Annotated in this window: 23 protein-coding genes and 2 pseudogenes; 17 read left to right on the plus strand and 8 right to left on the minus strand. The window is 63.0% G+C overall.

The window, feature by feature from the left end:
* Nucleotides 1-22: 22 nt before the first annotated feature.
* Nucleotides 23-1066 (minus strand): ABC transporter substrate-binding protein, encoded by a 1044-nt coding sequence (locus AK81_RS02040; RefSeq protein ID WP_043196398.1) that lies wholly within the window; start codon nt 1064-1066, stop codon nt 23-25.
* A gap of 176 nt (nt 1067-1242) precedes the next feature.
* On the opposite strand from AK81_RS02040, the gene AK81_RS02045 reads away from it, so the two are divergent.
* The 3 genes from AK81_RS02045 (at nt 1243) to AK81_RS02055 (ending at nt 5118) form a co-directional block, all read left to right on the plus strand.
* On the plus strand, nt 1243-3195 hold the full coding sequence (locus tag AK81_RS02045; RefSeq protein ID WP_043196400.1) for an FAD-dependent oxidoreductase: 1953 nt from the start codon (nt 1243-1245) through the stop codon (nt 3193-3195).
* Between the two features lie 39 nt (nt 3196-3234).
* Nucleotides 3235-3834: a helix-turn-helix domain-containing protein gene (locus tag AK81_RS02050; RefSeq protein ID WP_043196401.1), complete on the plus strand. Its 600-nt coding sequence runs from the start codon at nt 3235-3237 to the stop codon at nt 3832-3834.
* A gap of 81 nt (nt 3835-3915) precedes the next feature.
* Nucleotides 3916-5118, plus strand: a complete 1203-nt coding sequence (locus tag AK81_RS02055; protein ID WP_043196403.1) for an NAD(P)/FAD-dependent oxidoreductase — start codon at nt 3916-3918, stop codon at nt 5116-5118.
* Nucleotides 5119-5237: 119 nt separating this feature from the next.
* Here AK81_RS02055 and AK81_RS02060 read toward each other — a convergent pair whose 3' ends face one another.
* Nucleotides 5238-5849: an FMN-dependent NADH-azoreductase gene (locus tag AK81_RS02060; RefSeq protein ID WP_043196405.1), complete on the minus strand. Its 612-nt coding sequence runs from the start codon at nt 5847-5849 to the stop codon at nt 5238-5240.
* A gap of 133 nt (nt 5850-5982) precedes the next feature.
* Between AK81_RS02060 and AK81_RS02065 the strand changes: the two genes are divergently transcribed.
* Complete coding sequence (locus AK81_RS02065; protein WP_043196408.1) at nt 5983-6885, plus strand: LysR substrate-binding domain-containing protein; 903 nt, start codon at nt 5983-5985, stop codon at nt 6883-6885.
* Complete coding sequence (locus tag AK81_RS02070) at nt 6878-7237, plus strand: MmcQ/YjbR family DNA-binding protein (protein ID WP_043196410.1); 360 nt, start codon at nt 6878-6880, stop codon at nt 7235-7237. Before AK81_RS02065 ends, AK81_RS02070 begins: the two co-directional genes overlap by 8 nt.
* Before the next feature lie 120 nt (nt 7238-7357).
* Here the strand turns inward: AK81_RS02070 and AK81_RS02075 are convergent, their stop codons facing one another.
* Nucleotides 7358-7771, minus strand: coding sequence for a DUF1294 domain-containing protein (locus AK81_RS02075; protein WP_043196412.1), 414 nt, complete (start codon nt 7769-7771; stop codon nt 7358-7360).
* A complete protein-coding gene (locus tag AK81_RS02080; RefSeq protein ID WP_043196554.1) occupies nt 7764-8594 on the minus strand; it encodes an undecaprenyl-diphosphate phosphatase in 831 nt (276 codons plus the stop codon). The genes AK81_RS02075 and AK81_RS02080 overlap by 8 nt, the downstream gene beginning before the upstream one ends.
* Nucleotides 8595-8984: 390 nt before the next feature.
* Between AK81_RS02080 and mcpP (AK81_RS30705) the strand changes: the two are divergent.
* From mcpP (AK81_RS30705) to AK81_RS02135, 12 genes and pseudogenes are all read left to right on the plus strand, one after another.
* A pseudogene (gene mcpP / locus AK81_RS30705) lies at nt 8985-9656 on the plus strand (methyl-accepting chemotaxis protein McpP); the annotation flags it as partial.
* Nucleotides 9657-10013: 357 nt separating this feature from the next.
* A pseudogene (gene mcpP, locus AK81_RS30710) lies at nt 10014-10529 on the plus strand (methyl-accepting chemotaxis protein McpP); the annotation flags it as partial.
* A gap of 192 nt (nt 10530-10721) precedes the next feature.
* The gene (gene pnuC / locus AK81_RS02090; RefSeq protein WP_043196416.1) at nt 10722-11288 is read left to right on the plus strand and encodes a nicotinamide riboside transporter PnuC; all 567 of its coding nucleotides are present in this window, start codon (nt 10722-10724) and stop codon (nt 11286-11288) included.
* Nucleotides 11285-11854 carry an AAA family ATPase gene (locus AK81_RS02095; protein WP_043196417.1) on the plus strand — a complete coding sequence of 190 codons (570 nt, stop codon included), beginning with the start codon at nt 11285-11287 and terminating at the stop codon, nt 11852-11854. The genes pnuC and AK81_RS02095 overlap by 4 nt, the downstream gene beginning before the upstream one ends.
* 297 nt (nt 11855-12151) lie before the next feature.
* Nucleotides 12152-12589, plus strand: a complete 438-nt coding sequence (locus AK81_RS02100) for a hypothetical protein (RefSeq protein ID WP_043196418.1) — start codon at nt 12152-12154, stop codon at nt 12587-12589.
* Nucleotide 12590: 1 nt separating this feature from the next.
* The gene (locus tag AK81_RS02105) at nt 12591-13169 is read left to right on the plus strand and encodes a hypothetical protein (protein WP_043196420.1); all 579 of its coding nucleotides are present in this window, start codon (nt 12591-12593) and stop codon (nt 13167-13169) included.
* A 50-nt stretch (nt 13170-13219) separates the two neighbouring features.
* Nucleotides 13220-14671, plus strand: a complete 1452-nt coding sequence (locus tag AK81_RS02110) for a hypothetical protein (RefSeq protein WP_043196422.1) — start codon at nt 13220-13222, stop codon at nt 14669-14671.
* Nucleotides 14672-14732: 61 nt separating this feature from the next.
* Nucleotides 14733-15413, plus strand: a complete 681-nt coding sequence (locus AK81_RS02115; protein ID WP_043196423.1) for a C39 family peptidase — start codon at nt 14733-14735, stop codon at nt 15411-15413.
* Between the two features lie 45 nt (nt 15414-15458).
* Complete coding sequence (locus AK81_RS02120) at nt 15459-16211, plus strand: hypothetical protein (protein WP_043196424.1); 753 nt, start codon at nt 15459-15461, stop codon at nt 16209-16211.
* A 46-nt stretch (nt 16212-16257) separates the two neighbouring features.
* The gene (locus tag AK81_RS02125; protein ID WP_043196425.1) at nt 16258-17535 is read left to right on the plus strand and encodes a hypothetical protein; all 1278 of its coding nucleotides are present in this window, start codon (nt 16258-16260) and stop codon (nt 17533-17535) included.
* Between the two features lie 136 nt (nt 17536-17671).
* Nucleotides 17672-19873: an LTA synthase family protein gene (locus AK81_RS02130; protein WP_043196427.1), complete on the plus strand. Its 2202-nt coding sequence runs from the start codon at nt 17672-17674 to the stop codon at nt 19871-19873.
* Nucleotides 19874-19968: 95 nt separating this feature from the next.
* Nucleotides 19969-20697 (plus strand): DUF899 domain-containing protein, encoded by a 729-nt coding sequence (locus AK81_RS02135; RefSeq protein WP_043196428.1) that lies wholly within the window; start codon nt 19969-19971, stop codon nt 20695-20697.
* Between the two features lie 118 nt (nt 20698-20815).
* On the opposite strand, the gene ureG is transcribed toward AK81_RS02135, so the two are convergent.
* Genes ureG through ureE form a run of 4 tightly spaced genes read right to left on the minus strand, consistent with a single transcriptional unit; the run spans nt 20816 to nt 23180 of the window.
* Nucleotides 20816-21439, minus strand: a complete 624-nt coding sequence (ureG, locus tag AK81_RS02140) for an urease accessory protein UreG (RefSeq protein WP_043196429.1) — start codon at nt 21437-21439, stop codon at nt 20816-20818.
* An 11-nt stretch (nt 21440-21450) separates the two neighbouring features.
* Nucleotides 21451-22125, minus strand: coding sequence for an urease accessory protein UreF (locus AK81_RS02145; protein ID WP_043196430.1), 675 nt, complete (start codon nt 22123-22125; stop codon nt 21451-21453).
* Complete coding sequence (locus tag AK81_RS02150) at nt 22125-22670, minus strand: HupE/UreJ family protein (protein WP_043196432.1); 546 nt, start codon at nt 22668-22670, stop codon at nt 22125-22127. Before AK81_RS02150 ends, AK81_RS02145 begins: the two co-directional genes overlap by 1 nt.
* A gap of 18 nt (nt 22671-22688) precedes the next feature.
* A complete protein-coding gene (ureE, locus tag AK81_RS02155; RefSeq protein ID WP_043196433.1) occupies nt 22689-23180 on the minus strand; it encodes an urease accessory protein UreE in 492 nt (163 codons plus the stop codon).
* Nucleotides 23181-23184 lie beyond the last annotated feature (4 nt).

Below are 23184 nucleotides of genomic sequence, written 5' to 3' on the forward strand. Positions count from 1 at the left end.
CTGTAAATGAAGTGGCGCGATACTACTTGGTCGCCCAGGCATTAAAGCGTTGCTCCAGCTCTTCGCCATGATCGACCCAGAATTCCACATTCATTGCCAACGCCCCCTGCAGGTTCTGCGGCGAAGTGGGCACCCAATCGGCCAAAGCAGGGTCGAGCCTGGCAGCGGCTTGGGTATTGGTGGGTCCATACGGAATCTGCCGCACATAACGCACCTGGGTATCGGCCTGGTTGGCGTAGGCGATCAACCGGTTGGCCTGATCGACATGCTGCGAGCCTTTGATGATCGCCCAGTAATCCATGCCATACAGGCTGCCAGGCCAGACCACTGCCAGCGGGCTGCCCTGCTGCGCCGCCACAGCAATACGCCCACTGTAGGTTGAGGTCATCACCACATCACCGGCGGTCAGCCATTGCGCAGGTTGTGCGCCCGCGTCCCACCACTGGATGTAGGGCTTGAGCTCACTCAATTTGGCGAAGGCACGTTCGACACCGGCCGGCGTCGACAGTACCTGGTAGACATCCTCGACCTTGACCCCATCGGCCAGCAGGGCGAACTCCAGGTTGTACACCGCACGCTTGCGCAGGCCGCGTTTGCCCGGGTACTTGTTCACATCCCAGAAGTCGGCCCACGAGGTCGGTGCCTGGGCCAGCTTGTTGCGGTCATAAGCGATGGCCACGCTCCACACCAATGCGGCAGAACCGCAGTCTTGCGCCGCATCAGGGATCAGCTCGGCCGCGTGACCCAGGCGCTGCCAGTCCAGGTGCTCGTACACGCCTTCTTCACATCCGCGCATCAAGTCCGGCCCCTCGATCTGCACCACGTCCCAGTCGACGTTGCCGGTGTCGGCCATCACCTGGATGCGCGCCATCTCGCCGTTGTATTCGCTCTGGATCAACTTGCTGCCGTCCTGCGCACTGAACGGTTTGAAGATCGCCTCGTCCTGGGCCTTCTGGCCAGCACCGCCGTAGGCGACCACAACCATTTCTGGTGCGGCCTGCGCGCTGCCCAGGCCAACAGCCAGCAACGTTGCGCAGAGGCCAGTAACACGTGGGAATACCTGCATCGTAGTTTCCTCCTGCCGGTGCCCCAAGGGCCCGTTTTCTTGTTGTTGTGAGGTCACACCCTCGCGGTGAGGGTGATCAAAACCTAGCCGCGCGTCAGTAAAAAAACAAGTTGATTTTTTACTGGCGCTACATTTTCATAAACAAAACAAGAACAACACCGCACGGAGCCGCCTGTATGCAGACCGCCCTCCCTCACCTGTTCGAAGCCTTGCAGATCCGCGGCAAACGCTTGAAGAACCGCATCATGTCCACCGGCCACGACACCTGCCTGCCCACCGACAACCTGGTCAACGACAAGCTGATCGCCTACCAGCGTGACCGCGCAGCCGGTGGCGTCGGCCTGATCGTGCTGCAGGTAGCCGGGGTGCATGACAGCGCCCGCTACACCTCGCATGTGCTGATGGCCACCGACGATGCCTGCATCGACGGCTACCGGCAGCTTGCCGAGGCCTGCCATGCACACGGCACCGTGGTGCTGTCGCAACTGTTTCACCCCGGGCGGGAGATCATGGAGTCGGCGGACGGCCTACTGGCGGTTGCCTACTCCGCGTCCTCGGTGCCCAACGAACGCTTCCGGGTGATGCCCCGTGCGCTGGACCAGCCGATGATCGACGAAATTGTCCAGGGCTACGCCAGTGCGGCCCGGCGCCTGCATCAGGCTGGGTTGGATGGCGTCGAGGTGGTGGCCAGCCATGGCTACCTGCCCGCGCAGTTCCTCAACCCGCGGGTGAACCTGCGCAGCGACGGCTACAACGGCGACCTGGAACAGCGCCTGAGGTTTCTGCGTGAAGTGCTGGCCGCCGTGCGCGCCGCCACCGACGAGCAGTTCATCATCGGCCTGCGCATCAGCGCCGACGAGCGCGACAGCCAAGGGCTGAGCGAGGATGAGTCGCTGGCCGCAGCGGTTGCCCTGCAGGGCCAGCTCGACTACCTGCACATCGTCGCTGGCACCTCGGCGTCCCTGGGCGGCGCCGTGCACATCGTCCCGCCCATGGCCATCGAGGCGGCCTACCTGGCCCGAGAAGCGGGAACCTTCAAGCAGCAGCTGGACATCCCGTTGTTCGTTACCGGGCGCATCAACCAGCCCCAGGAAGCCGAACTGATCCTGGCCCGCGGCCAGGCCGATGTCTGCGGCATGACCCGTGCACTGATCTGCGACCCGCTGATGCCGAGCAAGACCGAACGCGGCCAGGTCGAAGACGTACGCGCCTGCATTGCCTGCAACCAGGCCTGCATCGGCCACTTCCATCGTGGCTTGGCCATCTCCTGCATCCAGCGGCCAGAAACCGGCCGCGAATTACAGTACGGGCAGCTAACCCCTACCACCACGCCCAAGCGCATCCTTGTCGCCGGTGGCGGGCCCGCCGGCATGAAGGCCGCCGCCGTGGCCGCCGCCCGCGGGCACCAGGTAACGCTGTACGAGGCCGGCCCGCAACTCGGTGGCCAGGTGCTGCTGGCCCAGTTGCTGCCGCGGCGCAGCGAGTTCGGCGGCGCCAGCACCAACCTGCAGCGGGAAATGGCCCTGGCCGGCGTGGAAGTCGTCCGCAACACCCGGGTCGACCGCGCCCTGGTCGAGCGCGAGCGCCCCGACCTGGTCATTGCCGCCACCGGCGCTACCCCCTACTGGCCGGCGTTCGAGCGCGCCGGTGAACTGCAGGTGGTGGACGCCTGGCAAGTACTGCGCAATGAAGTGAAGCTGGGGCGTTCGGTGCTGGTGATCGACTGGCGCTGCGACTGGATCGGCCCTGGCATCGCCGAGCGCCTGATGCGCGAGGGGCATCAGGTGCAGCTGGCAGTCAATGGCACCCATTGCGGCGAGAACCTGCCGCTGTATGTGCGCGACCAACTGGCCGGCGAGCTGCATCGCCTGGGCATCCCCATCACCCCTTATGCGCGCTTGTATGGCAGCGACGACAACACGGTGTACCTGCAGCACACCGCCAGTGGCGAACCGATGATCTTCGAGGGCATCGACACCCTGGTGCTGTGCATGGGCCATCAGCCGGATGACAGCCTGGCCAGCGAACTGGCCGGCCTGGTAGAGGTGCGGCGCGTCGGCGACTGTTTGGCACCGCGCACCGCCGAAGAAGCGATTCACGACGGCCTGACGGTTGCCTGGTCGCTCTGAGGCTGTACATACTGCGGCTTTTGCGATGGACCGACGTGCATGAGCCAACTCCCCCAGCCCCCCGCCAGCGAAGCCGGGGGCGCCGCGCCGCAGTTCCTGGGCACCCGCATCCGCGGCCTGCGCAAGCGCCGCGGCATGACCCTGGCGGAGCTGGCTGCGCACAGTGAACTGACCGCCGGCTACATCAGCCAGCTGGAGCGCAACCTTTCCTACCCGTCGATACCGGCGCTGTTCAACATCGCCCGCAGCCTGGGGGTGACCATCCAGTGGTTCTTCGCCAGCGAAGCTACCACTGCGCCCGAAGACCAGGGCTATGTGGTGCGGCGGGGCAGCCGCCTTAGCGTGCACTATGAAGATGGCATCGTCGATCAGCTGCTCACCCCCCAGCCCAACCGCCAGCTGGAGATCCTGCACTCGCGCTTCCCCCCAGGCACCTACAGCCAGCAAAGCTACAGCCATGAAGGCGAAGAAGCCGGCTACCTCCTTAGCGGCAGCTTCGAGCTCTGGGTGGGCGAACGGCATTTCCAGCTGGGTGAAGGCGACAGTTTCAGCTTCTCCAGCCAGGAGCCCCACCGCTACGGAAACCCCGGCGAGGTGGATGCCGTAGTGATCTGGGTGATCACGCCGCCAACATTCTGAAGCACTCCTGCAGGCGTTCGTAACACCGTTGACCTGCAATACGGTCTACCTTGTCCACCGAACTTGAAAAGGAGCACAACCATGAAGCAGATCCTGATCATTGGCGCGGGCTTTGCCGGCCTGTGGAGCGCACTCAGCGCCATCCGCCAGCTTGACCTCAACGGTAGCAAGGACGTCGAGGTCACCTTGCTCGCGCCCCAGGCCGAACTGCATGTGCGCCCGCGCTTCTACGAGCCCGACGTACACACCATGGCCGCGCCGCTGCAGGACCTGCTCGATGCCGTCAACGTTCGCTTCGTGCAAGGCACGGCATTCCACATTGATGAAGCGGCCCGCCGGGTCAGCTACCGCACCCGCAGCGGCACCCAGTGCGCCCTGCCCTACGACCGCCTGATCATGGCCTGCGGCAGCGTGCTTAACCGGCCCGACATGGCCGGCATCGAGCAGGTTTTCGACGTCGACAAGATCGACAGCGCTGCGCGCCTGGAAACCCATCTCAAATCGCTGGCCAGCCTGCCCGACACGCCGGCGCGCAATACCGTGGTGGTGGCCGGCGGCGGCTTTACCGGCATCGAGACGGCCACCGAGCTGCCGGCACGGCTACGGGAAATCCTCGGTGAGGACGCAGCGGTGCGTGTGGTCGTCATTGATCGCGGCGCCAGGATGGGTGCTGCGTTGGGAGACGGCATTCGCCCGGCCATCGAACAGGCTTGCGAGGCGCTGGGGGTCGAGTGGGTGTGCGGTGCCACAGTCGCTTCGGTTGACCCTGCCGGCGTGTTGCTGGACAACGGCCAGCGCATCGACGCCAGTACGGTGGTGTGGACGGTGGGCTTCAAGGCCAACCCGCTCACCGAACAGATCAGCGGCGAGCGCGACCGCCTGGGGCGCCTGCACGTGGATGGCAACCTGAAGGTCAAGGGCAATGATGCGGTATACGCGGCGGGTGATGTGGCCTATGCCGCCTGTGACGAGCTAGGCAATTACGCCGTGATGTCCTGCCAGCATGCGATTCCGTTGGGGCGCCATGCAGGCAACAATGCCGCTGCCGAGCTGATTGGCGTGGCACCCATGACCTACAGCCAGCCCAAGTACGTGACGTGCCTGGACCTGGGCGCCTGGGGCGCGGTGTATACCGAAGGGTGGGAGCGTGCGGTGTCGCCACCGGAGGACAAGGCCGAGGCCAAGGTGCTGAAGGCGCAGATCAATACACAGTGGATTTACCCGCCAGCGGCTGATCGGGGAGCGGCGTTGGCGGCGGCTGATCCAGCAATCCCGGTCGCCTGAAACGGCCTCATCGCCGGCAAGCCAGCTCCCACATGGTCCGCATCGACTTCAAGTCGCACGCAGTACCTGTGGGAGCTGGCTTGCCGGCGATGAGGCCATGACAGGCCGGCTACCGAGGATCAGGCAGCAGCAAACAGCTCGTTGGCAATCTGCGCCTGTGCAGCATCAATCGCCTGGCTGCGCTGCTCCGGGCCATAGGCCAGGCCATGGGCGCGGACGATTTCCAGGTCAGTGACACCAATAAAGCCCAGGAACACTTTCAGGAAATCTTCATGCCCGGCGCCAGTCGGCTGGCCAGCGTGCAGGCCACCGGCGGTGGACACCAGCACCACTTTCTTGTTGCCGCACAGGCCTTCCGGGCCCGCTTCGGTGTAGCGGAAGGTCTTGCCGGCAACAGCAACGCGGTCGATCCAGGCCTTGAGCTGGGTCGGCACGGTGAAGTTGTACATCGGCGCACCAATCACCACAGCATCAGCAGCCAGGAACTCTTCCAGGGTTTCCGCGCTCAGCTTGGCTTCGAACGCCTGGGCTGCATCACGCACGTCTTCAGGGGTACCTGCGGCTACCAGGGTGGCAGCAGAGAAGTGGGCGATGGCATCGGCGGCCAGGTCGCGGTAAACCACTTCCACGCTCGGGTCTGCGGCTTTCCAGGCTTCGACCACTTCACGGCTCAGCTGGCGGGAGGCGGAATTGTCGCCCAGGATGCTCGAATCGATGTGCAACAGTTTCATGGGACTCTCCAGTAGTTGAAGACCGCAGCGTTGGGCGATCACGATGGAGAGAATCCTACAGGGGTGAGTAATGGCTGAAAAGACGGCAAAAATGCGCTAGTTTGTCCCACAGATGGAACAGTGAGACATTCCCATGCAAGATCTCAACGACCTTTTCTACTTTGCCCGCGTGGTCGAAGCCGGCGGGTTCGCCGCCGCCGGGCGTCAGCTGGGCATCCCCAAGTCGCGCCTGTCACGGCGTATTGCCGAACTGGAAGAGCGCCTGGGCACCCGCCTGCTGCAACGCACCACACGGCAGCTGAAACTCACGGCGGTGGGCGAGCGCTACCTGCACCACTGCCAGGCCATGCTGCTGGAAGCCGAAGCCGCCGATGAAGCCGTGGCCAGCATGAGCAGCGAGCCGCGCGGGCGCTTGCGGGTGTCTTGCCCGGTGGCGCTGGCGCATGCCTTTCTGCCGGACGTGATCAGCCGCTTTCTTGCCCAGTACCCGCTGGTGCAGTTGGACATGGTATTGCTCAACCGCCGTGTCGACCTGATTTCCGAAGGCATCGACGTCGCGCTACGCGTGCGAGACCTGGGCGATGAAGACCCGGCCCTGGTCACCCGCCGCCTGCGCCAGGCGCAGATGCAACTGGTTGCAGCGCCCGGTTTCGCCGACCACATCCGCGAACCGGCTGAGCTGGCGTCATTGCCGGTGCTGGGCGCCGCCGAAGCAGACCGGCTGGTGCACTTCCGCCTGTTCGGCCCTCAAGGCAAACAGCAGGAAATTGCCTTGGAGCCTCGCTTGGCCATCGATGATTTCGTGGTACGTAACGCTGCTGTACGGGCGGGGCTGGGGTTCACCGCGCTGCCCAGCATGTTCTGCGAAGAGGAACTGGAACGCGGCGAACTGGTGCGCCTGCTGCCAGATTGGTCACTGCCAGGCGGCTATCTGCAGGCGGTGTACCCGCATCGGCGCGGTGTACTGCCTGCGGTTCGGGTGTGGATCGATCATCTGGCGGCTTCATTCGAGGCCTGTGGAGAGCGGTATGTCTGATAGGAAGATGAGCGAAGCCCAGGTGGCAGCATTTTGCCTGAGCCTGCCAGGTGCACGGGAAGACTATAAATGGGGCGGCATCAGGGTGTTTTCGGTGGCGAGCAACAAGATGTTCGCGGTGCTCGACCTGGCGGGTGCGGGGCTGTCGTTCAAAGTGGCCGATGAGCTGTTTCTCGGCTACTGCGACCGCCCAGGGGTGCGGCCTGCGCCGTACCTGGCGCGGGCGCGGTGGATCAGCATGGCGCTGCCCTATCCCATGGGGCGTGATGAGCTGTGTGATTTGTTGCAACGCTCGCACCAGCTGGTGGTGCGGCGGTTGCCCAAGCGGTTGCAGGTGGGGTTGTTGATCTAGTCAGCCTGTACCGGCCTCTTCGCGGGCTTGCCCGCTCCCACAGGACCACCACAAACTTGAAGACTTATGGTGTACCTGTGGGAGCGGGCAAGCCCGCGAAGAGGCCGGTACAGGTAAAAATCAATTGAAGGGCAGATAACGCCCCTCAAAAAACAGCCAGTCCGCCCAGAACACCTGATGCACCAGCACAATCCCCCAAAACACCAACTGGTACGACACCTTGCGGGTCTTGTGCCGGAACAGCTGCTGCGCCAGTAGCGCACCCGGCCAACCACCGAGCAATTCACTGGCATGCAGCACTTTCTCTGGCGTGCGCCAGGCCTGCGTACGCGCCTGCTGTTTATCCTGCCAATACAACATCAGGCTGATCAGGCTCATTGCCGGGTACAGCGCCAATGGCCACCAGACCTGGTCGCTCCAGGCCATTCGCGCAGCACCCAGGCCGGGCAACAGGCAAAGCAGGCCCAACAGCAGCAGCTTCAGGCGCACATTGCGCACGCCTTCAGCCCGTTGCCCGCGCAACGCCTCAGCCATGGGCTGTGGACCAGTCAACCCAGCCGAACTGCCAGGTCGCCAGAATCAGCAGGCCGAAGACGATGCGATACCAGGCAAATGCCGCATAGCTGTGGTTGGCAATGAACTTGAGCAGCGCACGCACAGCGATCATGGCAAAAATGAACGACGTCACGAAGCCAATGGCAAACACCGGCAAGTCACCGGGCTGGAACACGTCCCGATACTTGTAGCCCGAGTACACCGCCGCACCGACCATGGTCGGCATCGCCAGGAAGAACGAGAACTCGGTCGCCGCCTTGCGCGACAGGCCGAACAGCAGGCCGCCGATAATGGTCGAGCCGGAGCGCGAAGTACCCGGGATCATCGCCAGGCACTGGACAAAACCGATCTTCAGCGCATGGCTCCAGCGCATGTCGTCCACATGGTCCACCTGCACGCTGTGGTCGCGACGCTCGGCCCAGAGCATGATGACGCCACCCACCACCAGCGCCGTCGCCACAGTGATCGGGTTGAACAGGTACTCGTGAATCAGGTCGGCAAACAGCACCCCCAATACCACCGCCGGCATGAACGCCAACAGCAGGTTGCCGGTGAAACGCCGTGCCTTGGGCTGGCTGGTCAGGCCGAACACCACTTCGAGAATCTTGCCGCGAAATTCCCACACCACTGCCAGGATCGCCGCCAGCTGGATGATGATGTTGAAAGCCATGGCCCGTTCGCCGCCAAAACCTATCAGGTCGGCGACGATAATCTGGTGCCCGGTACTGGAAATCGGCAGAAACTCCGTCAGCCCTTCGACCACGCCTAAGATGATTGCCTGGAAGGCAGTCCAAAAATCCATCATTCCCCCGGATGGAGCACTGCTTGCTGCAGGCCCCTTGTTCTTGATTTGCTTGAAATTGCCGCACGCGGCCCGGCTGTTTTACAGCGACTGTTGGGCGCAACGCCAGTGGAAAAGTTCACGGCTGCTAAAGGTTTCATCTTGCGCGGCCGAAATCCTAGCAGAGCGCCTTTGCATTCGCTTTACGAGACCTGCGGCAGACTATTACTAAGATATCACTTAGCCATTAGTCGAGTGGGGCCCTGGCGCAAAGCATGCTTGGATGCACCTCAATAAAAAGAACAATGCGGGAGCTCGTGGATGAAGACTCTGAGATCGATGTCGATCAGCCGTCGCCTGTGGCTGATCCTGGTGGTGGCAGTGGCCATGCTGGTGGTGCTGGGCCTGCTGATGCTGCGCCAGATCCACGGTGACCTGTATCAGGCCAAGGCGGAGAAAACCCGCCACGTGGTGCAGACCGCGGCCGGTGTACTGGCCTATTACCAAGGGCTGGAGGCGGCCGGCACACTCAGCCGCGAAGCCGCCCAGCAACAGGCGCTGCAAGTGGTGCGGGCGCTGCGCTACGACCATGACGACTACTTCTGGATCAACGACCTGGGGCCGAGGATGATCATGCATCCGGCCAACCCCAAGCTCGACGGCCAGGACCTCTCGGCCATTCGCGACCCCGACGGCTTTGCCGTGTTCAACGAGATGGTCGCACTGGCCCGCCTGCAGGATGCCGGGCCGGTCAACTACCGCTGGCCCAAGCCCGGCGCCAGCGAGCCGGTGGCCAAGACTTCCTATATACAGCTGTTCAAGCCCTGGGGCTGGATCATCGGGTCTGGCGTGTACATTGATGATGTGCAGGCCGAATTCGCCCGTCAGCTGCGCGACGCCTCGCTGGTGGGCTTGGGCATTGCCCTGCTGATGGCGCTGGTGGTCATGTTGATTGCACGCAGCATCGCCCGCCCCTTGCAGGAGGCCGTGCAGGCCATGGGCAATATCGCCAGCGGCGAAAGCGACCTGACCCGGCGCCTGGACACCCATGGCCGTGACGAAATCACCCACCTGGGCGAGCACTTCAACCGCTTCAACGGCAAGCTCCAAGGGGTGGTCGGCCAGTTGCAGGGCGCCGCCCACGCGCTGGCCCGGTCCGCCGGGCACGTCGGTGACAATGCGGGTGCTGCACAACAGCACAGTGCCCAGCAATCGCTACAGATGGACCAAGTGGCCACTGCCGTGAACGAGGTGACGTACGCCGTGCAGGACGTGGCCCAGACCGCCGAACAGGCCGCCGGGGAAATGCGCACCGCGCAGCAGCAGGTAGCGCATGGCCAGCAAGCCATCCATGGCAGCCTGGCACAGATCGATCGGCTGTCGCTGACCATCGACCAGGCCGTGCAGGTGATCCGCGACCTGGCCGGGCACAGCACGCGCATCGGTGGCGTGCTGGACGTAATCCGCTCCATCGCCGAGCAGACCAACCTGCTGGCGCTGAACGCAGCCATCGAGGCGGCGCGGGCCGGCGAGCAAGGCCGCGGCTTTGCCGTGGTCGCCGACGAGGTGCGCCTACTGGCCCAGCGCACAGCGCAGTCGACGGCCGAGATCCATACCATGATCGCGCACCTGCAAAGCCAGACGGACGCGGCGGTCAAGGCCATCGACACCAGCAGCGAAGCCTCGCGCCAGACCGTCGAGCAAGCCCGCGAGGCCGGCGCCAGCCTGGATGCCATCAACCAGGTGCTGAACAACCTCACTGCCTTGAATGCCTCCATCGCCAGTGCCACCTTGCAGCAGGCGCATGTGGTCGAAGAGATCAACCGCAATGTGCTGGATACCGCCGGGCTGTCCCAGCAGACCGCCGATGCGGCGCGCCAATCCAGTGATGCCGGGGTGGCGTTGGGGCAGTTGAGCGAAGAGCTGGAACAGTTGTTGCGGCAGTTCCGGGTCTAGCCCTTGTAGGAGCAGCCTTGTGCTGCGAAGAGGCCAGTAAGGCCAGCAGATTTCTATTTGCCTTACTGGCCTCTTCGCAGCACAAGGCTGCTCCTACATGGGTTCGCCAGCAAACCTTCAAGTACCTACACCTTGCCTGTCTGACCCGCTACAATCTCGCCCTTCCCTCGATAGACTCTCCAAGGATCGCCGATGTCCGGCCTTGAACTCATCGCCGCCGTCCTCGGCGTCACCGCTGTCTGGCTTACGGTCAAGCAGAACGCCTGGTGCTGGCCGATCGGCCTGGTCATGGTGCTGATCTACGGCTGGCTGTTCTACGAGGTAAAGCTGTATTCGGGCATGCTGCTGCAAGTGGCCTACGCCATCCTGCAACTGTACGGCTGGTGGCAATGGAAGCGCCCCGGCCACGCTGAAGACGCCCGCCAGGTCTCCCGCCTGAAGCGACCGGCACTGCTTGGCGGCCTGGCTGCCGGGCTGCTCCTGAGCGCGGCCCTGGGCGCGGCCATGGCCAACTGGACCGATGCCGCCCTGCCCTGGCTGGACGCCACCCTCACCGGCTTCAGCCTGGTAGCGCAACTGTGGATGGCCCAGAAGCGCCTGCAATGCTGGCCGCTGTGGGTGGTGGTGGACATCGTCTATGTGGGCCAGTACCTGCACCAGCAGCTGTATTTCACCGCAGGCTTCTTCGCCGTGCTTACCCTGATTGCCGTGCGCGGCTGGCTGGAATGGCGCCGTGACCCGGCGTTGGTGCAGCCATGAGCGCAAAACAGACCATGAAGGTACTGGTGCTGTGCGGCCCCGAATCCAGCGGCAAGAGCTGGCTCAGTGGCGTAATTCAGGCGCATTTCGGCGGCGTGGTGGTGGCCGAGTACGTGCGCCACTTCATCGACCAGGAGTGCCGCGATACCTGCTACGCCGATATCCCCACCATCGCCCGGGGCCAGTTGGCCTGGGAGGACCGGGCCCGTGAGCAGGCCCCACCGCTGCTGATCCTCGACACCCACCTGCTCAGCAACATGCTCTGGAGCCACGCCTTGTTCGATGACTGCCCGCCCTGGCTGGAACAGGCATTGCTTGCAAGACGGTACGACCTGCACCTGCTGCTCAGCCCGCAAGGTGTCGACTGGGTTGCCGATGGCCAGCGCAGCCAGCCCGATCTAAATGACCGGCAACGCTTTTTCGACGACAGCCTGGCCTGGTTGAAGCGCCACGGCCAGGCACACCAGATACTTGAGGGCAATTGGCCGCAGCGCCAATTGATGGCCTTGCAAGCGGTTGCTACACTGCTTAATAGCGATGCGCCAGCATGCCCGACCGAGTGTTAAGCCACTGAGACACACACGTGGGGCAAAGTCCCCGAAAATGCGGGGGTTTCCCCCGCATCGGGGTCAGTGTCAAGCCAGTGAAACACCCCTGCAAAAACCCTTCCAGTCAAAGCCAGTGCTGGCTTAGCCAGCAATACCCACGGCTACCTGTATCAGCACTGAGACAGAATACGCCGCAAATTCTCATCCCCTCGCTTTAACCGGTTGATCTGCAAACGATTCTTAAAAGCGGCACACCTTCTGCTCTGTTGTTCGCATCGCTGAACAGGGCCAGCGCTCAAAGAAGGAGTTGCCGTCGTGAGGAAAAGTGACAAACGCCTCTATCACCTCGTACTGGTGGGTTGTGTATTGGGGTCACTGAGCCTGACGGCCCAGGCGGACAACGGGATCATCATCATCAAGCGCGACGTGCAGGTGCGTAACGCGACGATACCGCCCCTTATCCCCGACCCGAGCCCTACCACAGTCAACGCCAACCCTTCGGCCTATGTGCTCAAACAGACCAACGAGCTGAGCGATGGCGACTTCGCCAGCATCAGCAGTGGCGCGGGCATCAGCAACATGATCACCCAGCAGACCAACAACCTGGGCGGCAACCTCGGCAATCAGAACCAGCTGCCCAACCTGGCAGGTGGCCGGGGCACCGGTTCGGGCAACGGCATCTCGAACATGGTGAACTCAAGTGTTCAGCGCGGGCTCGCTCCGCTGCAGATCCTGACTGGCGGGGGCAAGTGAGATGAAGCACATGCTGCTGATTCTGGCCACCCTGTGCAGTGCGCCAGCCCTCGCCGACTCACTCGTTCCCGTCATCAATAACGCCAACATCGACAGCTCCGGCAGCCGCTATCAGGGCAACCTCTCTGTCAACCAGGCCGCTGGTGACAAACAACAACAAGTCAATGCGCGCGCCATCGCCGTCGGGCCTGAAGCAAACGCCAGCACGCAGATACGGCAACGGCTCAATACGCCGGCCGACACCGCGATGGATGCCCGCTCGACCATCCAGGGCAACGCCTTCAGCAACGGCAGTGGCGCACTGGGGGTCAACCAGAGCGCGGGTGCCAATACCCAGCAAGCCAACGCCCTGAGCATCACCCTCAGTGCTCAACCGCAAAGCATCGACGACAGCGTCCTCCTGCAACAGAACGTGGCGCTGATCAACAACTCCGGAGCAACTGACATTCCAGCCGGCTATCGCCAGGTCACCACCAGTGACCAGGCATTCACCGGTAGCCGTGGGGTGATCCAGTTGAACCAGAGTGCCGGGGTGGGAAACCGCATGGCCAACACCTTGAGCATCCGGGTCGCGGATTGACCCAATCAGTTAAGAACAACACTTAACCTAATAAAGTACGGAGAATCACCATGAAACCCTCGATGGCAATCAAGCCTCTGGTGTTCGCAATTGCTGCGGTCATGGCTGTTGCTGTACAAGCTGGGCAAAACGATCGGCGTAATGACCACCATAACGGCCACCATAACAATGGTCAGCACACGCCTCCACCCACCAAGATCCCTGTGTATGCAACGGCCAATGCCTGGGATACCCAAAACAGCGCCGACAATCACATCACCAACCAAGGCACCATCAACGAAGCCGAGATGAACCAGTCGGGTGAAGGTTCCAGCGGCAATGTCGGCATCAACGTGGCCGCCGGTAACGGCAACCAGCAGGATAACGCAGCTGCCATCGCCAACGCCGGCTCCGAGTCGAGCCTGGACAACAGCTTCGTGTTCGGCATGGCCAATGCCACTGCCGATGTCGTTCAAACCAGCACAGGCAACCGTGTCGACAACTATTCGACCCAGTCGTCCGCTGTGATGAGCGGCTCGGCCAGCGGGGCTGAGGGCAACATCGGCATCAACGTTGCCGGTGGCGACCTCAACCAACAGAAAAACACCATGGCGATCGCCAACACCGGTGCTCCGCTGGGTAATGCCACTGCCACCGCGTCTGCCGAACAGGACGGCCCTGGCCTGATCGTGAACAACGCCGCCGACCGCACCTACCGGGTGGATACGATTACCATCACCACCTCGGCAAGCGGTTCGAGCTCGCGTGATGGCACGTTCAACTCGACCGACGACCGCAACTCGTCGTCGAGCTTCAGCGTGGCCGGCGCGCAAAGCGCCAGCTCCAGCGGCTCCAGTGGCTGGAACTCCAGTGGCTCGAAAACCAGCAATGCCAGCGGGTCCAACAGTTCGAGCGCAAGCGGCTCGAACAGCTGGGGTGCCAGCGGCTCGGCCAGCGGCAGCAACAGCTCGTCGAGCAGTGCCAACCTGACTGCTTCGCTGGACGCCGCAGCCAACGCTACGCGTACCTTGACCACCGATGATGGCCGTCGCGAACGGACCCGCTCCAGCACCTTCGATGGTTCGCTGAGTGCATCGCTGGATGTGTCGGTCGACAAGTCGCACGAAAGTGCATACGACTCGTCGTTCGAAAAAGCATTCGACTCCAGCTACGACAAGTCGCGTGAATCGTCGTACGACAAGTCCAAAGAATCTTCGTACACCAAGTCTCACGACTCTTCGTACGAAAATGCTTCGGCGTCTGAGTTCTCGAAGTCTGGCGAGAAATCAAAACAATCCTCGAACGACGTTTCGAAGAGCTACAGCGAAAGCAGCGCTTACGACTTGAGCAATACTGTGTCCTTCCAAGTGCTGACCCCGACCGGCTGGGCCAACCCTGTTACCAATACTGCAACCCTTAGCGGTTCGGTAAACGGTGGCAGCGGCAACCTGGGCGTGAACGTGGCAGCCGGTGTGGGCAACCAGCAGAGCAACTCGCTGGCCATCTCCAACACCTCGTTCTAAACGCTGCGCTTGAGGCCCCCTTCGGGGGGCCTTTCTTCAACACACCGTAAGGCACCCGATCATGCGAATTTTCGCCTTGGCGTTTTTGCTGTGCCTGGCCAGCGTGAGCGAAGCTGCACAAATGCCCCTGTCCGTCCTGCCGGGCGGCGCCGTGGTGTTCAAGCCTCTCCAGAGCGTGCGCGAACGCAAGTTTGCCGACCTGGTGCAACAGAAAACCGACTTCAGCTGCGGCGCCGCCGCGCTGGCCACCATCCTGCGCCAGGCCTACTGGCTGGATGTGGACGAACATCAGATCATCGAAGGCATGCTGGCCCACGCCGATCAGGACCTGGTGCGTACGCAAGGCTTCTCGATGCTCGACATGAAACGCTACGTCGAAAGCTTGGGCATGCGTGCCCGCGGTTACCGGGTAGCGCCCGAAACCCTGCACAACGTGCGCATCCCGGTCGTGGTGCTGATGGATGTGCGCGGCTACAAGCACTTCGTGGTCATGCAGAAGGTCGACAAGGGCTGGGTATACATCGGTGACCCGGTACTGGGCCATAAACGCTACAAAGTCGAAGACTTCCTCAAAGGCTGGAACGGCATCATCTTCGCCGTGATCGGCCAGGGTTACGACAAGAACAATATCCTGCTCGACCCGCCGCTGCCGTTGACCGCCAAGGGCCGGGTGGACAACTTCACCCCCGTGAAGGACAACGAGCTGCTGGACTTCGGCTTCATCAAAAGCGACTTCTTCTAACGACTGTTCTAATGACAAGGAGCATGATGCTCCAGGGAGCATTTCATGAAGACTTCATTGTGGCTGGCCATGGCCTGCCTGGCTGCCAGCCTGCCAAGCCACGCCGAGGCGTTGAAACCCATTGAACTGAAGGACCAGGAGCTGGCGAACCTGCGGGGCCGCTATGTGATGCCGGGACGCATCGTCAGCTTCGGCATCGTCATGAGCAGCACCTGGCAAAACGCCAAGGGCGACGTGATTGGGGCGACGTCCACGCTGCAGGTTCAACAGTCGACCATCAAGCCCCAGTTCTATGTATCGATGATCGATGAAAAAGGCACAGGTACGGCGTCGAGCAGTGCGCCTTCTGCCGGGACTGGCGTGGTCACGGGCGGTAATGGCCTTGCCACTACCGAGGGTGTGACCCAGGTGGTACGTGCCGCCGGTGACAACAACGCGGCCTACAACAATGTCGATATCAACGTCACCAAGGCCAACCAGGCCCCCGCCGTGCAACAGCAAGGCCAGGTGCTGGCCGCCGGCCAGACCCTGGTCGGAGAAAACGGCGCCGGCGCGCTCAGTGTGTCTTCCAGCGGTGTAGGTGTGCAGCTCAACATCAACGCCAGCAACAACCAGGGCAGCAGCGTGCAACGCCTGGCCCAGGGGGGCCTGATGCAGAACTCGACATTGCTCGGCAACGGCAACCGGGTCAGCAACATGACATCCCTGAATGTCGTCATGCGTGAGAACGTGCCGACAGCGGCTTCGCTCAACGGCAGCCTTGACCAGCTCAAAGGTCTTCGCACCTTCGGATACTGATCTACGCTCAGTCTCATCAAAAGTAGTTGGAAGGGACGGCAACTCCATGTACCGATCTTTTACGCTCAGAGCTTTTGTGTGTTTGACTACCTTGGCACCCACAGCACTCTACGCAGCCGCCGACCCACAGGTCGAAGCGCTGAAACAGGAACTGATCGAACTCAAACGCCGTTACGAGGCCCAGCAACAGGCGCTGATGGTACTTGAACAGCGCGTGCGTCAAGTCGAGGAGGCCCCCGCAGCAGCGCCGCCCAAACGCCTGGTCAAGTCCCCCGCCGAGGGGGTCAAAGGTGCGCAGACCGTCGCATCAGGTGCACCAGGCACCACAGGCAGCTCGTACGGCCAGGCGCTGACGGCCGATTCCCAGCCGGCGCAAAGCGTTTCCAACCTGTATGACGAAGCCAGCGGATTCTTTGGCGGCGGCAAGTTCAGCTTCGAAACCGGTGTCACCTACACCCATTACGATACCCGTGCGCTGACGCTCAATGGCTTCCTGGCGCTGGACTCGATCTTCCTCGGCAGTATCAACCTTGACCGCATCAAGGCCGACAACTGGACCCTGGACATGACCGCGCGCTACAACCTGGCCCAGCGTTGGCAGTTCGACATCAACGTCCCCGTGGTGTACCGCGAATCAACCTACTCCTCCGGCGGTGCGGGAGGCGCCGGGGCCAGTACCTCCGATGCAACCGTCACCCGCGACCCGGAAATCGGCGACGTCAACGTTGGCGTGGCCTACAAGTTCCTCGACGAGGACGAGACCTGGCCAGACGCTGTTGCCACTCTGCGGGTCAAGGCACCGACCGGCAAGGACCCGTATGGCATCAAGCTGCGCGAGGTTGACGGCAACAGCAACCTGTCAGTCCCTGACAGCCTGCCGACCGGCAACGGCGTGTGGTCGATCACACCGGGCATCTCGCTGGTCAAGACCTTCGACCCCGCCGTGCTGTTCGGCAGCCTGTCGTACACCTACAACATGCAGGACTCGTTCAGCGATATCAGCCCGCAGGTCAACAGCAAGGTGCCGGGTGACGTGAAGCTTGGCGACTCCTGGCAGATTGGCGGCGGTATCGCCTTTGCCCTGAACGAAAAGATGAGCATGTCGTTCTCGGTGTCTGACCAGTTCGCCCGCAAGAGCAAGATCAAACCCGATGGCGGCGACTGGCAATCGATCTCCAACAGTGATTACAACGCGGCCAACTTCAACGTCGGCTTGACCTTCGCCGCCACCGACAACCTGACCATCGTACCCAACCTGTCCATTGGTCTGACCGATGATGCGCCAGACTTTTCCTTCAGCCTGAAATTCCCCTACTACTTCTGATACTTGCCCTCGGCCGGGCCCGCTTGCGCGGGCCCGGCTTTTGGTTACCAGCCTTGTAGCAAACCGCTTTCCCTTCCCCGGCCTGTTATCATCCATCACAGATGCATGACGATTTAATGGCAAAAGGGAAGTTTTTGTGAAGAACCTGTCAGACCACCCACGTACCCGGCTTGCCGCGTTGGCAACCCTGGTACTGGTGATCCCACTGGGTACGCGCGCCATGCTGGGTTGGTCCAACCCGCTCGGTTACCTGTCCGACCTCGCCCTCGGCAGCCTGCTGATATTGCTGCTGCACCGTCGGCCATGGTGGCTGGCCCTACCCGGGCTGCTGGCCTGGGCAGCCTTGTGGGTGGCTTCAGCCGAACTGGTCAGTGCGGTGGGCCGGTTGCCCACCAGTGCCGACCTCACCTACCTGGTCGACCCGCAATTCATGGAGAATTCAACCGGTGGCGGCCTGGCCCACGCCTGGCTGCCCTTGACCATGGGTGCCGGCCTGCTGGCCTGGCTGGCCACCGCCTGGCGCAGCCGTACCCGGCGCAGCATGCCGCTGCCACGCAAAGCCTGGGCCATTCCGGTGCTGCTGTTTGGTGCCCACTGGGGTAGCCAGCAGCTGGCACCTACCGACGCCGACCAGTGGCGGCAATACAACCTCACCCACCAACTGATGTCGGCCGGGGTCGGCAGCCTGGAGCGCACGGTCGAAGGCTGGATGGGCCACAAACAAACGTTCACGCCGCTGGCCAGCAGTGGCCTGACCCAATCCGACCTGCACGGGCAGCGGCTGCTGGCTGGCCCGGGCAGTGCCCGCAACCTGCTGGTCATCACCGTGGAAGGCATCCCCGGGGCCTACCTGCGGCCCAACCGCCAGGCCTTGCACAGCCGCTTCGAAGAAGACCTGATGCCCAAGGTCAGCCAATGGGCCGAACGCGGCATGAACACCCCGGACTATGTGCTGCATACCCACCAGACCATCCGCGGCCTGTATGCGATGCTGTGCGGTGATTACGACAAGCTGGCCAATGGCACGCCAAAGGGCGTAGAGCTGCTGACCCAGAACGAACGCAACCAGGCCTGCCTGCCAGCGCAACTTCGCCAGGCCGGCTTTACCACCCACTACCTGCAAGGTGCCGGCCTGCGCTTCATGGCCAAGGACCGCATCATGCCGCATATCGGCTTCGACTCGGTGCATGGCCTGGAGTGGTTCCGCAACAAGAACTACCTGGACTTCCCCTGGGGCAAGGATGACCGGGCCTTCTTCGAAGGCGCCCTGGACTACGTCGGCCAACTGCAGAAGCAGGACAAGCCGTGGATGCTGACCCTGCTCACCGTGGGCACCCACCAGCCGTACTCCGCGCCAGCCGAATACCTAAAGCGTTATGACACGCCAAAACAGGCAGCGGTCGCCTACCTGGACGACGCGCTCGGGGCCTTCCTCGACAACCTCGAACGCCAGGGCGTGCTCAAGGACACCCTGGTGGTGGTGACCTCCGACGAGTCCCACGGTATCGACGGCGTGCGCCTGGCCTCGTCCTGGGGCTTCAACCTCACCCTGGCGCCGGAGCAGGCGCAGCTGCCGCGTATCAAACGCGGTACCTATGGCCATATCGACCTGGCCACCTCCGTGCTCGACTACTTTGCGCTGCCCATTCCCATGGCGCTTGGCGGTCGCTCGCTGTACCGCGACTACGACACCGGCCGCGAGATGATTTCCTACACCAACGGCATGCTGCGTTACCATAACGGGCAAGGCGTTTTCACCGAATGTGACTTCCAGCAACGCTGCCGGCGTTACGCCAGCGAAGGCTTCATTGCCGACCAGGCCCGCTACCTGGGCCCGGGCGACAGCCTGCTCGGCCAGCAGATCGGCGCCCTGGCCGGGGTGCTCGACCAGTCACTGCTGCAAACCCCGCTCAACCTGCGTTACCAGTTCGGCGGCCCTTCGCCGATCAAGTTGCGCAAGCGCATTCACGATGACTGGGCCGACAACCTGATCGGCGCCCAGTACCTGGAAATGCCGGAAGGCTCGCATACCCGAGTGCGGGTCAAGGTGCGCTCGCTGGACGCCAAGCGTGTGGCCTACATCCAGCTCAAGGCCAAGCAAATGGAGCAGGACGTACCGTTGGGCCTGCCTGCTGAAGTGAAAGTCACCGCCGACAAACCCCTGGAAATGGAGTTCAGCTTTAACAACCCGACCGAGCGCAAAGCGTTTTCCTTCCACTTGCTGGGCTACGGCGGCGGCAAGGTAGAAGTCAGTGACTTCAGCGTGATCACCGCGCTACCCGACGAGGATGACGCGGCCGATGAACTGACCGAGGGGCATATCGCCCATTCGGGCTGAGCGCCTTACCGCTCATCACCCGGCCACCGGTGCCTGTCGATTCGACCTGAGCGTGCTCGACTAAGGTGTGAATCCCCCAGTGTGGAGACAGCACCATGAGCACAAGCGAAAGCAGGCACCCGGTGGTTTCACGTAGCCAGTGGCTGGCGGCCCGCCAGCAACTGTGGCTGCACGAAAAAGCCTTTACCCACCACCGCGACGCGCTGGCAGCAGCCCGTCGCGCCCTGCCCTGGGTCAAGGTCGAGCACGACTATCAGTTTCAGGGGCCGGACGGCGAACTGAGCCTGGCCGACCTGTTTGCGGGGCGCAGCCAGTTGTTGCTTTACCATTTCATGTTCGTCGAGGGCTGGAGCGAAGGCTGCCCCGGTTGCTCGTTCCTGGCCGACCATTTTGACGGTGCCAACCTGCACCTGGCTCACCACGACGTGTCGCTGGTGGCGGTATCGCGGGCGCCGTATGCCGAGTTCCAGGCGTTCCGTCGGCGCATGGGCTGGCAGTTCCCCTGGTACTCGTCACACGGCAGCGGTTTCAACGAGGACTTTGGCGTCAGTGTCGGCAGCGAGGGGGAGCGGCAGTACAACTATGAGCCGTATGACGGCGGTGAAAGCGAACTGCCCGGCTTGAGTGCGTTCTACCGCGAAGCGGATGGTAGCGTGTACCACACCTACTCAACCTATGCCCGCGGGCTGGACATTCTGGTCAATACCTACAACTTCCTCGACATTGCGCCACTGGGGCGCAACGAAGGCGGAACCATGGACTGGGTGCGGCACCATGACCGCTATGAGGAGCAGCCAGACAAGCCAAATTGCTGCCACACATGATGCAGGGAGCACGCACTCCTGTGGGAGCGGGCATGCCCGCGAACACCGGCGAAGCCGGTGCCCGGCACCGTGTCGCCTGATTCGCGGGCGCGCCCGCTCCCACAGGGGCAGCACTATGTCAGCCGCGCACACCCAGCATCCCGCGCTCGACGATGAAGTCGATCACCGCCTGCAACCCCTCGCCCTTCTTCAGGTTGCTGAAGGTCCAAGGCCGCTGCGGGCGCATGCGCTGGGTGTCGCGCTCCATCACTTCCAATGAAGCCCCTACATAAGGCGCCAGGTCGGTCTTGTTGATGACCAGGAAGTCCGACTTGGTAATGCCAGGGCCGCCCTTGCGCGGTATCTTCTCGCCTTCGGCCACATCGATCACGTAGATGGTCAGGTCGGCAAGCTCCGGGCTGAACGTGGCACTGAGGTTGTCACCTCCGCTTTCGACAAAGATCACCTCCAGGTTGCCAAACTTGCGCGCCAGCGCCTCGACGGCCGCCAGGTTCATCGAGGCGTCTTCGCGAATCGCCGTATGCGGGCAGCCGCCGGTTTCTACGCCCACAATGCGCTCGGGCTCCAGGGCGCCGGCCTCGGTGAGGATGCGCTGGTCTTCCTTGGTGTAGATGTCGTTGGTGACCACGGCGATCTGGTAGTGATCGCGCATGGCCTTGCACAGCGCTTCCAGCAGTGCAGTCTTGCCGGAGCCGACCGGGCCGCCGACACCGATGCGCAGGGGTTGTTGATAGCTTTGCATGAAGGCAGTCCTCAAGAACGGAACAAACGGGTGTATTGGGTTTCGTGACGTGATGACGCAATGGCCAGCAATGGCAGGCCGCCACCGAGCTGGTCATCGTCCAGGGCCAGTGCCTGATCGAGGGCCGCGGGCAAGCCGGTGCTCAGGTCTCGCAGCAAGGTCTGGGCAGCCTGCTGGCCGAAAGGCACCAGCTTGACCCCGGCCATTACCGCGCCCTCCAACCAGGCAAAGGCGTAGCCAAGGGCCAGCTGGCGCAGCGGGATTGCCCAGTGCACAGCCAACCAGGCCATACCGCCCAGCTGAGTCAGTTCAAGGCTGGCACGCCAGGCGGGGGCCTGGCCCAGTTGCCAGCCATCAAGCAGCCGCGCAAAGGCCGCGCCACGTTGCTGCTCTTCCAGGCGCAGCTCGGCAGTCTCGCGGTTGGCCAGCAGGAAGCGGCTCCAGTGGCCGAACGCCTCGGCGTTTTCGGCCTGGCAAGCGTGGTACAGGCGCGCCAGCAGCGGCCAGTCGAGGCAGGCCAAGGTGTCGTCGACCTGCTCGCGCTGCCAGGCAGCGAAACCGTCCGCGCCTTTTACCCAGCCCGCCTCCACCGCCCACTCCAGGCCTTGCGAGTAGGTGAAGCCCCCCACCGGCAGGCCGGGGCTGGCCAGCTGCAGCAGGCGCAGCAATGCCAGGTCGCTGTCCATCAACCGGCCAGCACCAGCGCAGCGCCGGCCAGCAAGCCACCGCCAAAGGCCTTTTGCAGGCCACTGTGACGGCGCAACAGGCAACCGACCGCAAAGCCCGCCGCCAGCAGCAGGCCGCTGACCGCAACAAAGCCAGCGCTGAACTGCCAGAACGCGCTTGGCGTGGCTTCTACGCCATGGGCCCAACCATGGAACAGGGCGAACACCGGCATGGCCATGGCCAGCAGCAACTGGCGGCTCGGCAGCAGTACCGCCCCGGCAGCCACCAGCAGCGACAGGGCGATCAAGGTTTCCATGCCCAGCACATTGCCAAACAGGTGGCCACACACTGCCCCACCAAACATCGCCGCCAGGGTTGCCAGGGGCAACGTCAGGCTGCGCCCGGTCAATGCAGCGAGTACCCCGGTGCCCAGCAGCATCAGCAGGTGGTCAAGGCCGGTCAGCGGGTGCAGCAGGCCGTCCTGCAGCGGGTTGCTGTCATGGCCAGGGTGGGCGAAGGCTGGCAGGGCCAGCATCAGCAGAAACAGGGCGAACGTCTTTTTCATAGGTTGCTCCAAGGCAGTTCAGGAATGGGCAGGCAGGCGCACGAACGGGTGATCGTGGCCGTGGCTGTGGCCATGCGGTGCGCTCTGGTACGCCCCTGCTTCAGGCTCGAACGGCGCCTGTTCGGCTTCTACCGTCAGGCCCAGGCCACGCAGCATGTCGTCCAGCACATGGTCATGCTGGAAGCGCAACAGGCCAGGCTCGATCTGCAGGGGCACGTGGCGGTTACCCAGGTGATAGGCCGCGCGGGCCAGCAGGTGCGGATCGGCGCAGCGCACCGTCGACACGGCTTCGGGCGCCGCCAGTACGCGAATCAGCTGGCTGCCTTCGGCATCGGCAAGCAGTTCACCGCCACGCAACAGGTGGCCGCGCTCGAGCATGAGCCCGGCTTCGCGCCCATCGTCCAGGTTTACCCGCAGGCGGCTCTTGATGCGGCTGTCCACATCCAGGGTGACGGTGCCGCTTACAGAAAGCGTGCCGGGGTCGGTGATACGGCGGTTCAAGACAATCATTGGG

Source organism: Pseudomonas putida W15Oct28 (assembly GCF_000708715.2).
GTDB classification, from domain to species: domain Bacteria; phylum Pseudomonadota; class Gammaproteobacteria; order Pseudomonadales; family Pseudomonadaceae; genus Aquipseudomonas; species Aquipseudomonas putida_R.

What these genes read in the sequence shown, in the direction of transcription:
- AK81_RS02040 (WP_043196398.1), bottom strand. Translation starts at nt 1,066, where the DNA reads ATGCAGGTATTCCCACGTGTTACTGGCCTCTGCGCAACGTTGCTGGCT.
- AK81_RS02045 (WP_043196400.1), top strand. Translation starts at nt 1,243, where the DNA reads ATGCAGACCGCCCTCCCTCACCTGTTCGAAGCCTTGCAGATCCGCGGC.
- AK81_RS02050 (WP_043196401.1), top strand. Translation starts at nt 3,235, where the DNA reads ATGAGCCAACTCCCCCAGCCCCCCGCCAGCGAAGCCGGGGGCGCCGCG.
- AK81_RS02055 (WP_043196403.1), top strand. Translation starts at nt 3,916, where the DNA reads ATGAAGCAGATCCTGATCATTGGCGCGGGCTTTGCCGGCCTGTGGAGC.
- AK81_RS02060 (WP_043196405.1), bottom strand. Translation starts at nt 5,849, where the DNA reads ATGAAACTGTTGCACATCGATTCGAGCATCCTGGGCGACAATTCCGCC.
- AK81_RS02065 (WP_043196408.1), top strand. Translation starts at nt 5,983, where the DNA reads ATGCAAGATCTCAACGACCTTTTCTACTTTGCCCGCGTGGTCGAAGCC.
- AK81_RS02070 (WP_043196410.1), top strand. Translation starts at nt 6,878, where the DNA reads ATGTCTGATAGGAAGATGAGCGAAGCCCAGGTGGCAGCATTTTGCCTG.
- AK81_RS02075 (WP_043196412.1), bottom strand. Translation starts at nt 7,771, where the DNA reads ATGGCTGAGGCGTTGCGCGGGCAACGGGCTGAAGGCGTGCGCAATGTG.
- AK81_RS02080 (WP_043196554.1), bottom strand. Translation starts at nt 8,594, where the DNA reads ATGGATTTTTGGACTGCCTTCCAGGCAATCATCTTAGGCGTGGTCGAA.
- pnuC (WP_043196416.1), top strand. Translation starts at nt 10,722, where the DNA reads ATGTCCGGCCTTGAACTCATCGCCGCCGTCCTCGGCGTCACCGCTGTC.
- AK81_RS02095 (WP_043196417.1), top strand. Translation starts at nt 11,285, where the DNA reads ATGAGCGCAAAACAGACCATGAAGGTACTGGTGCTGTGCGGCCCCGAA.
- AK81_RS02105 (WP_043196420.1), top strand. Translation starts at nt 12,591, where the DNA reads ATGAAGCACATGCTGCTGATTCTGGCCACCCTGTGCAGTGCGCCAGCC.
- AK81_RS02110 (WP_043196422.1), top strand. Translation starts at nt 13,220, where the DNA reads ATGAAACCCTCGATGGCAATCAAGCCTCTGGTGTTCGCAATTGCTGCG.
- AK81_RS02115 (WP_043196423.1), top strand. Translation starts at nt 14,733, where the DNA reads ATGCGAATTTTCGCCTTGGCGTTTTTGCTGTGCCTGGCCAGCGTGAGC.
- AK81_RS02120 (WP_043196424.1), top strand. Translation starts at nt 15,459, where the DNA reads ATGAAGACTTCATTGTGGCTGGCCATGGCCTGCCTGGCTGCCAGCCTG.
- AK81_RS02125 (WP_043196425.1), top strand. Translation starts at nt 16,258, where the DNA reads ATGTACCGATCTTTTACGCTCAGAGCTTTTGTGTGTTTGACTACCTTG.
- AK81_RS02135 (WP_043196428.1), top strand. Translation starts at nt 19,969, where the DNA reads ATGAGCACAAGCGAAAGCAGGCACCCGGTGGTTTCACGTAGCCAGTGG.
- ureG (WP_043196429.1), bottom strand. Translation starts at nt 21,439, where the DNA reads ATGCAAAGCTATCAACAACCCCTGCGCATCGGTGTCGGCGGCCCGGTC.
- AK81_RS02145 (WP_043196430.1), bottom strand. Translation starts at nt 22,125, where the DNA reads ATGGACAGCGACCTGGCATTGCTGCGCCTGCTGCAGCTGGCCAGCCCC.
- AK81_RS02150 (WP_043196432.1), bottom strand. Translation starts at nt 22,670, where the DNA reads ATGAAAAAGACGTTCGCCCTGTTTCTGCTGATGCTGGCCCTGCCAGCC.
- ureE (WP_043196433.1), bottom strand. Translation starts at nt 23,180, where the DNA reads ATGATTGTCTTGAACCGCCGTATCACCGACCCCGGCACGCTTTCTGTA.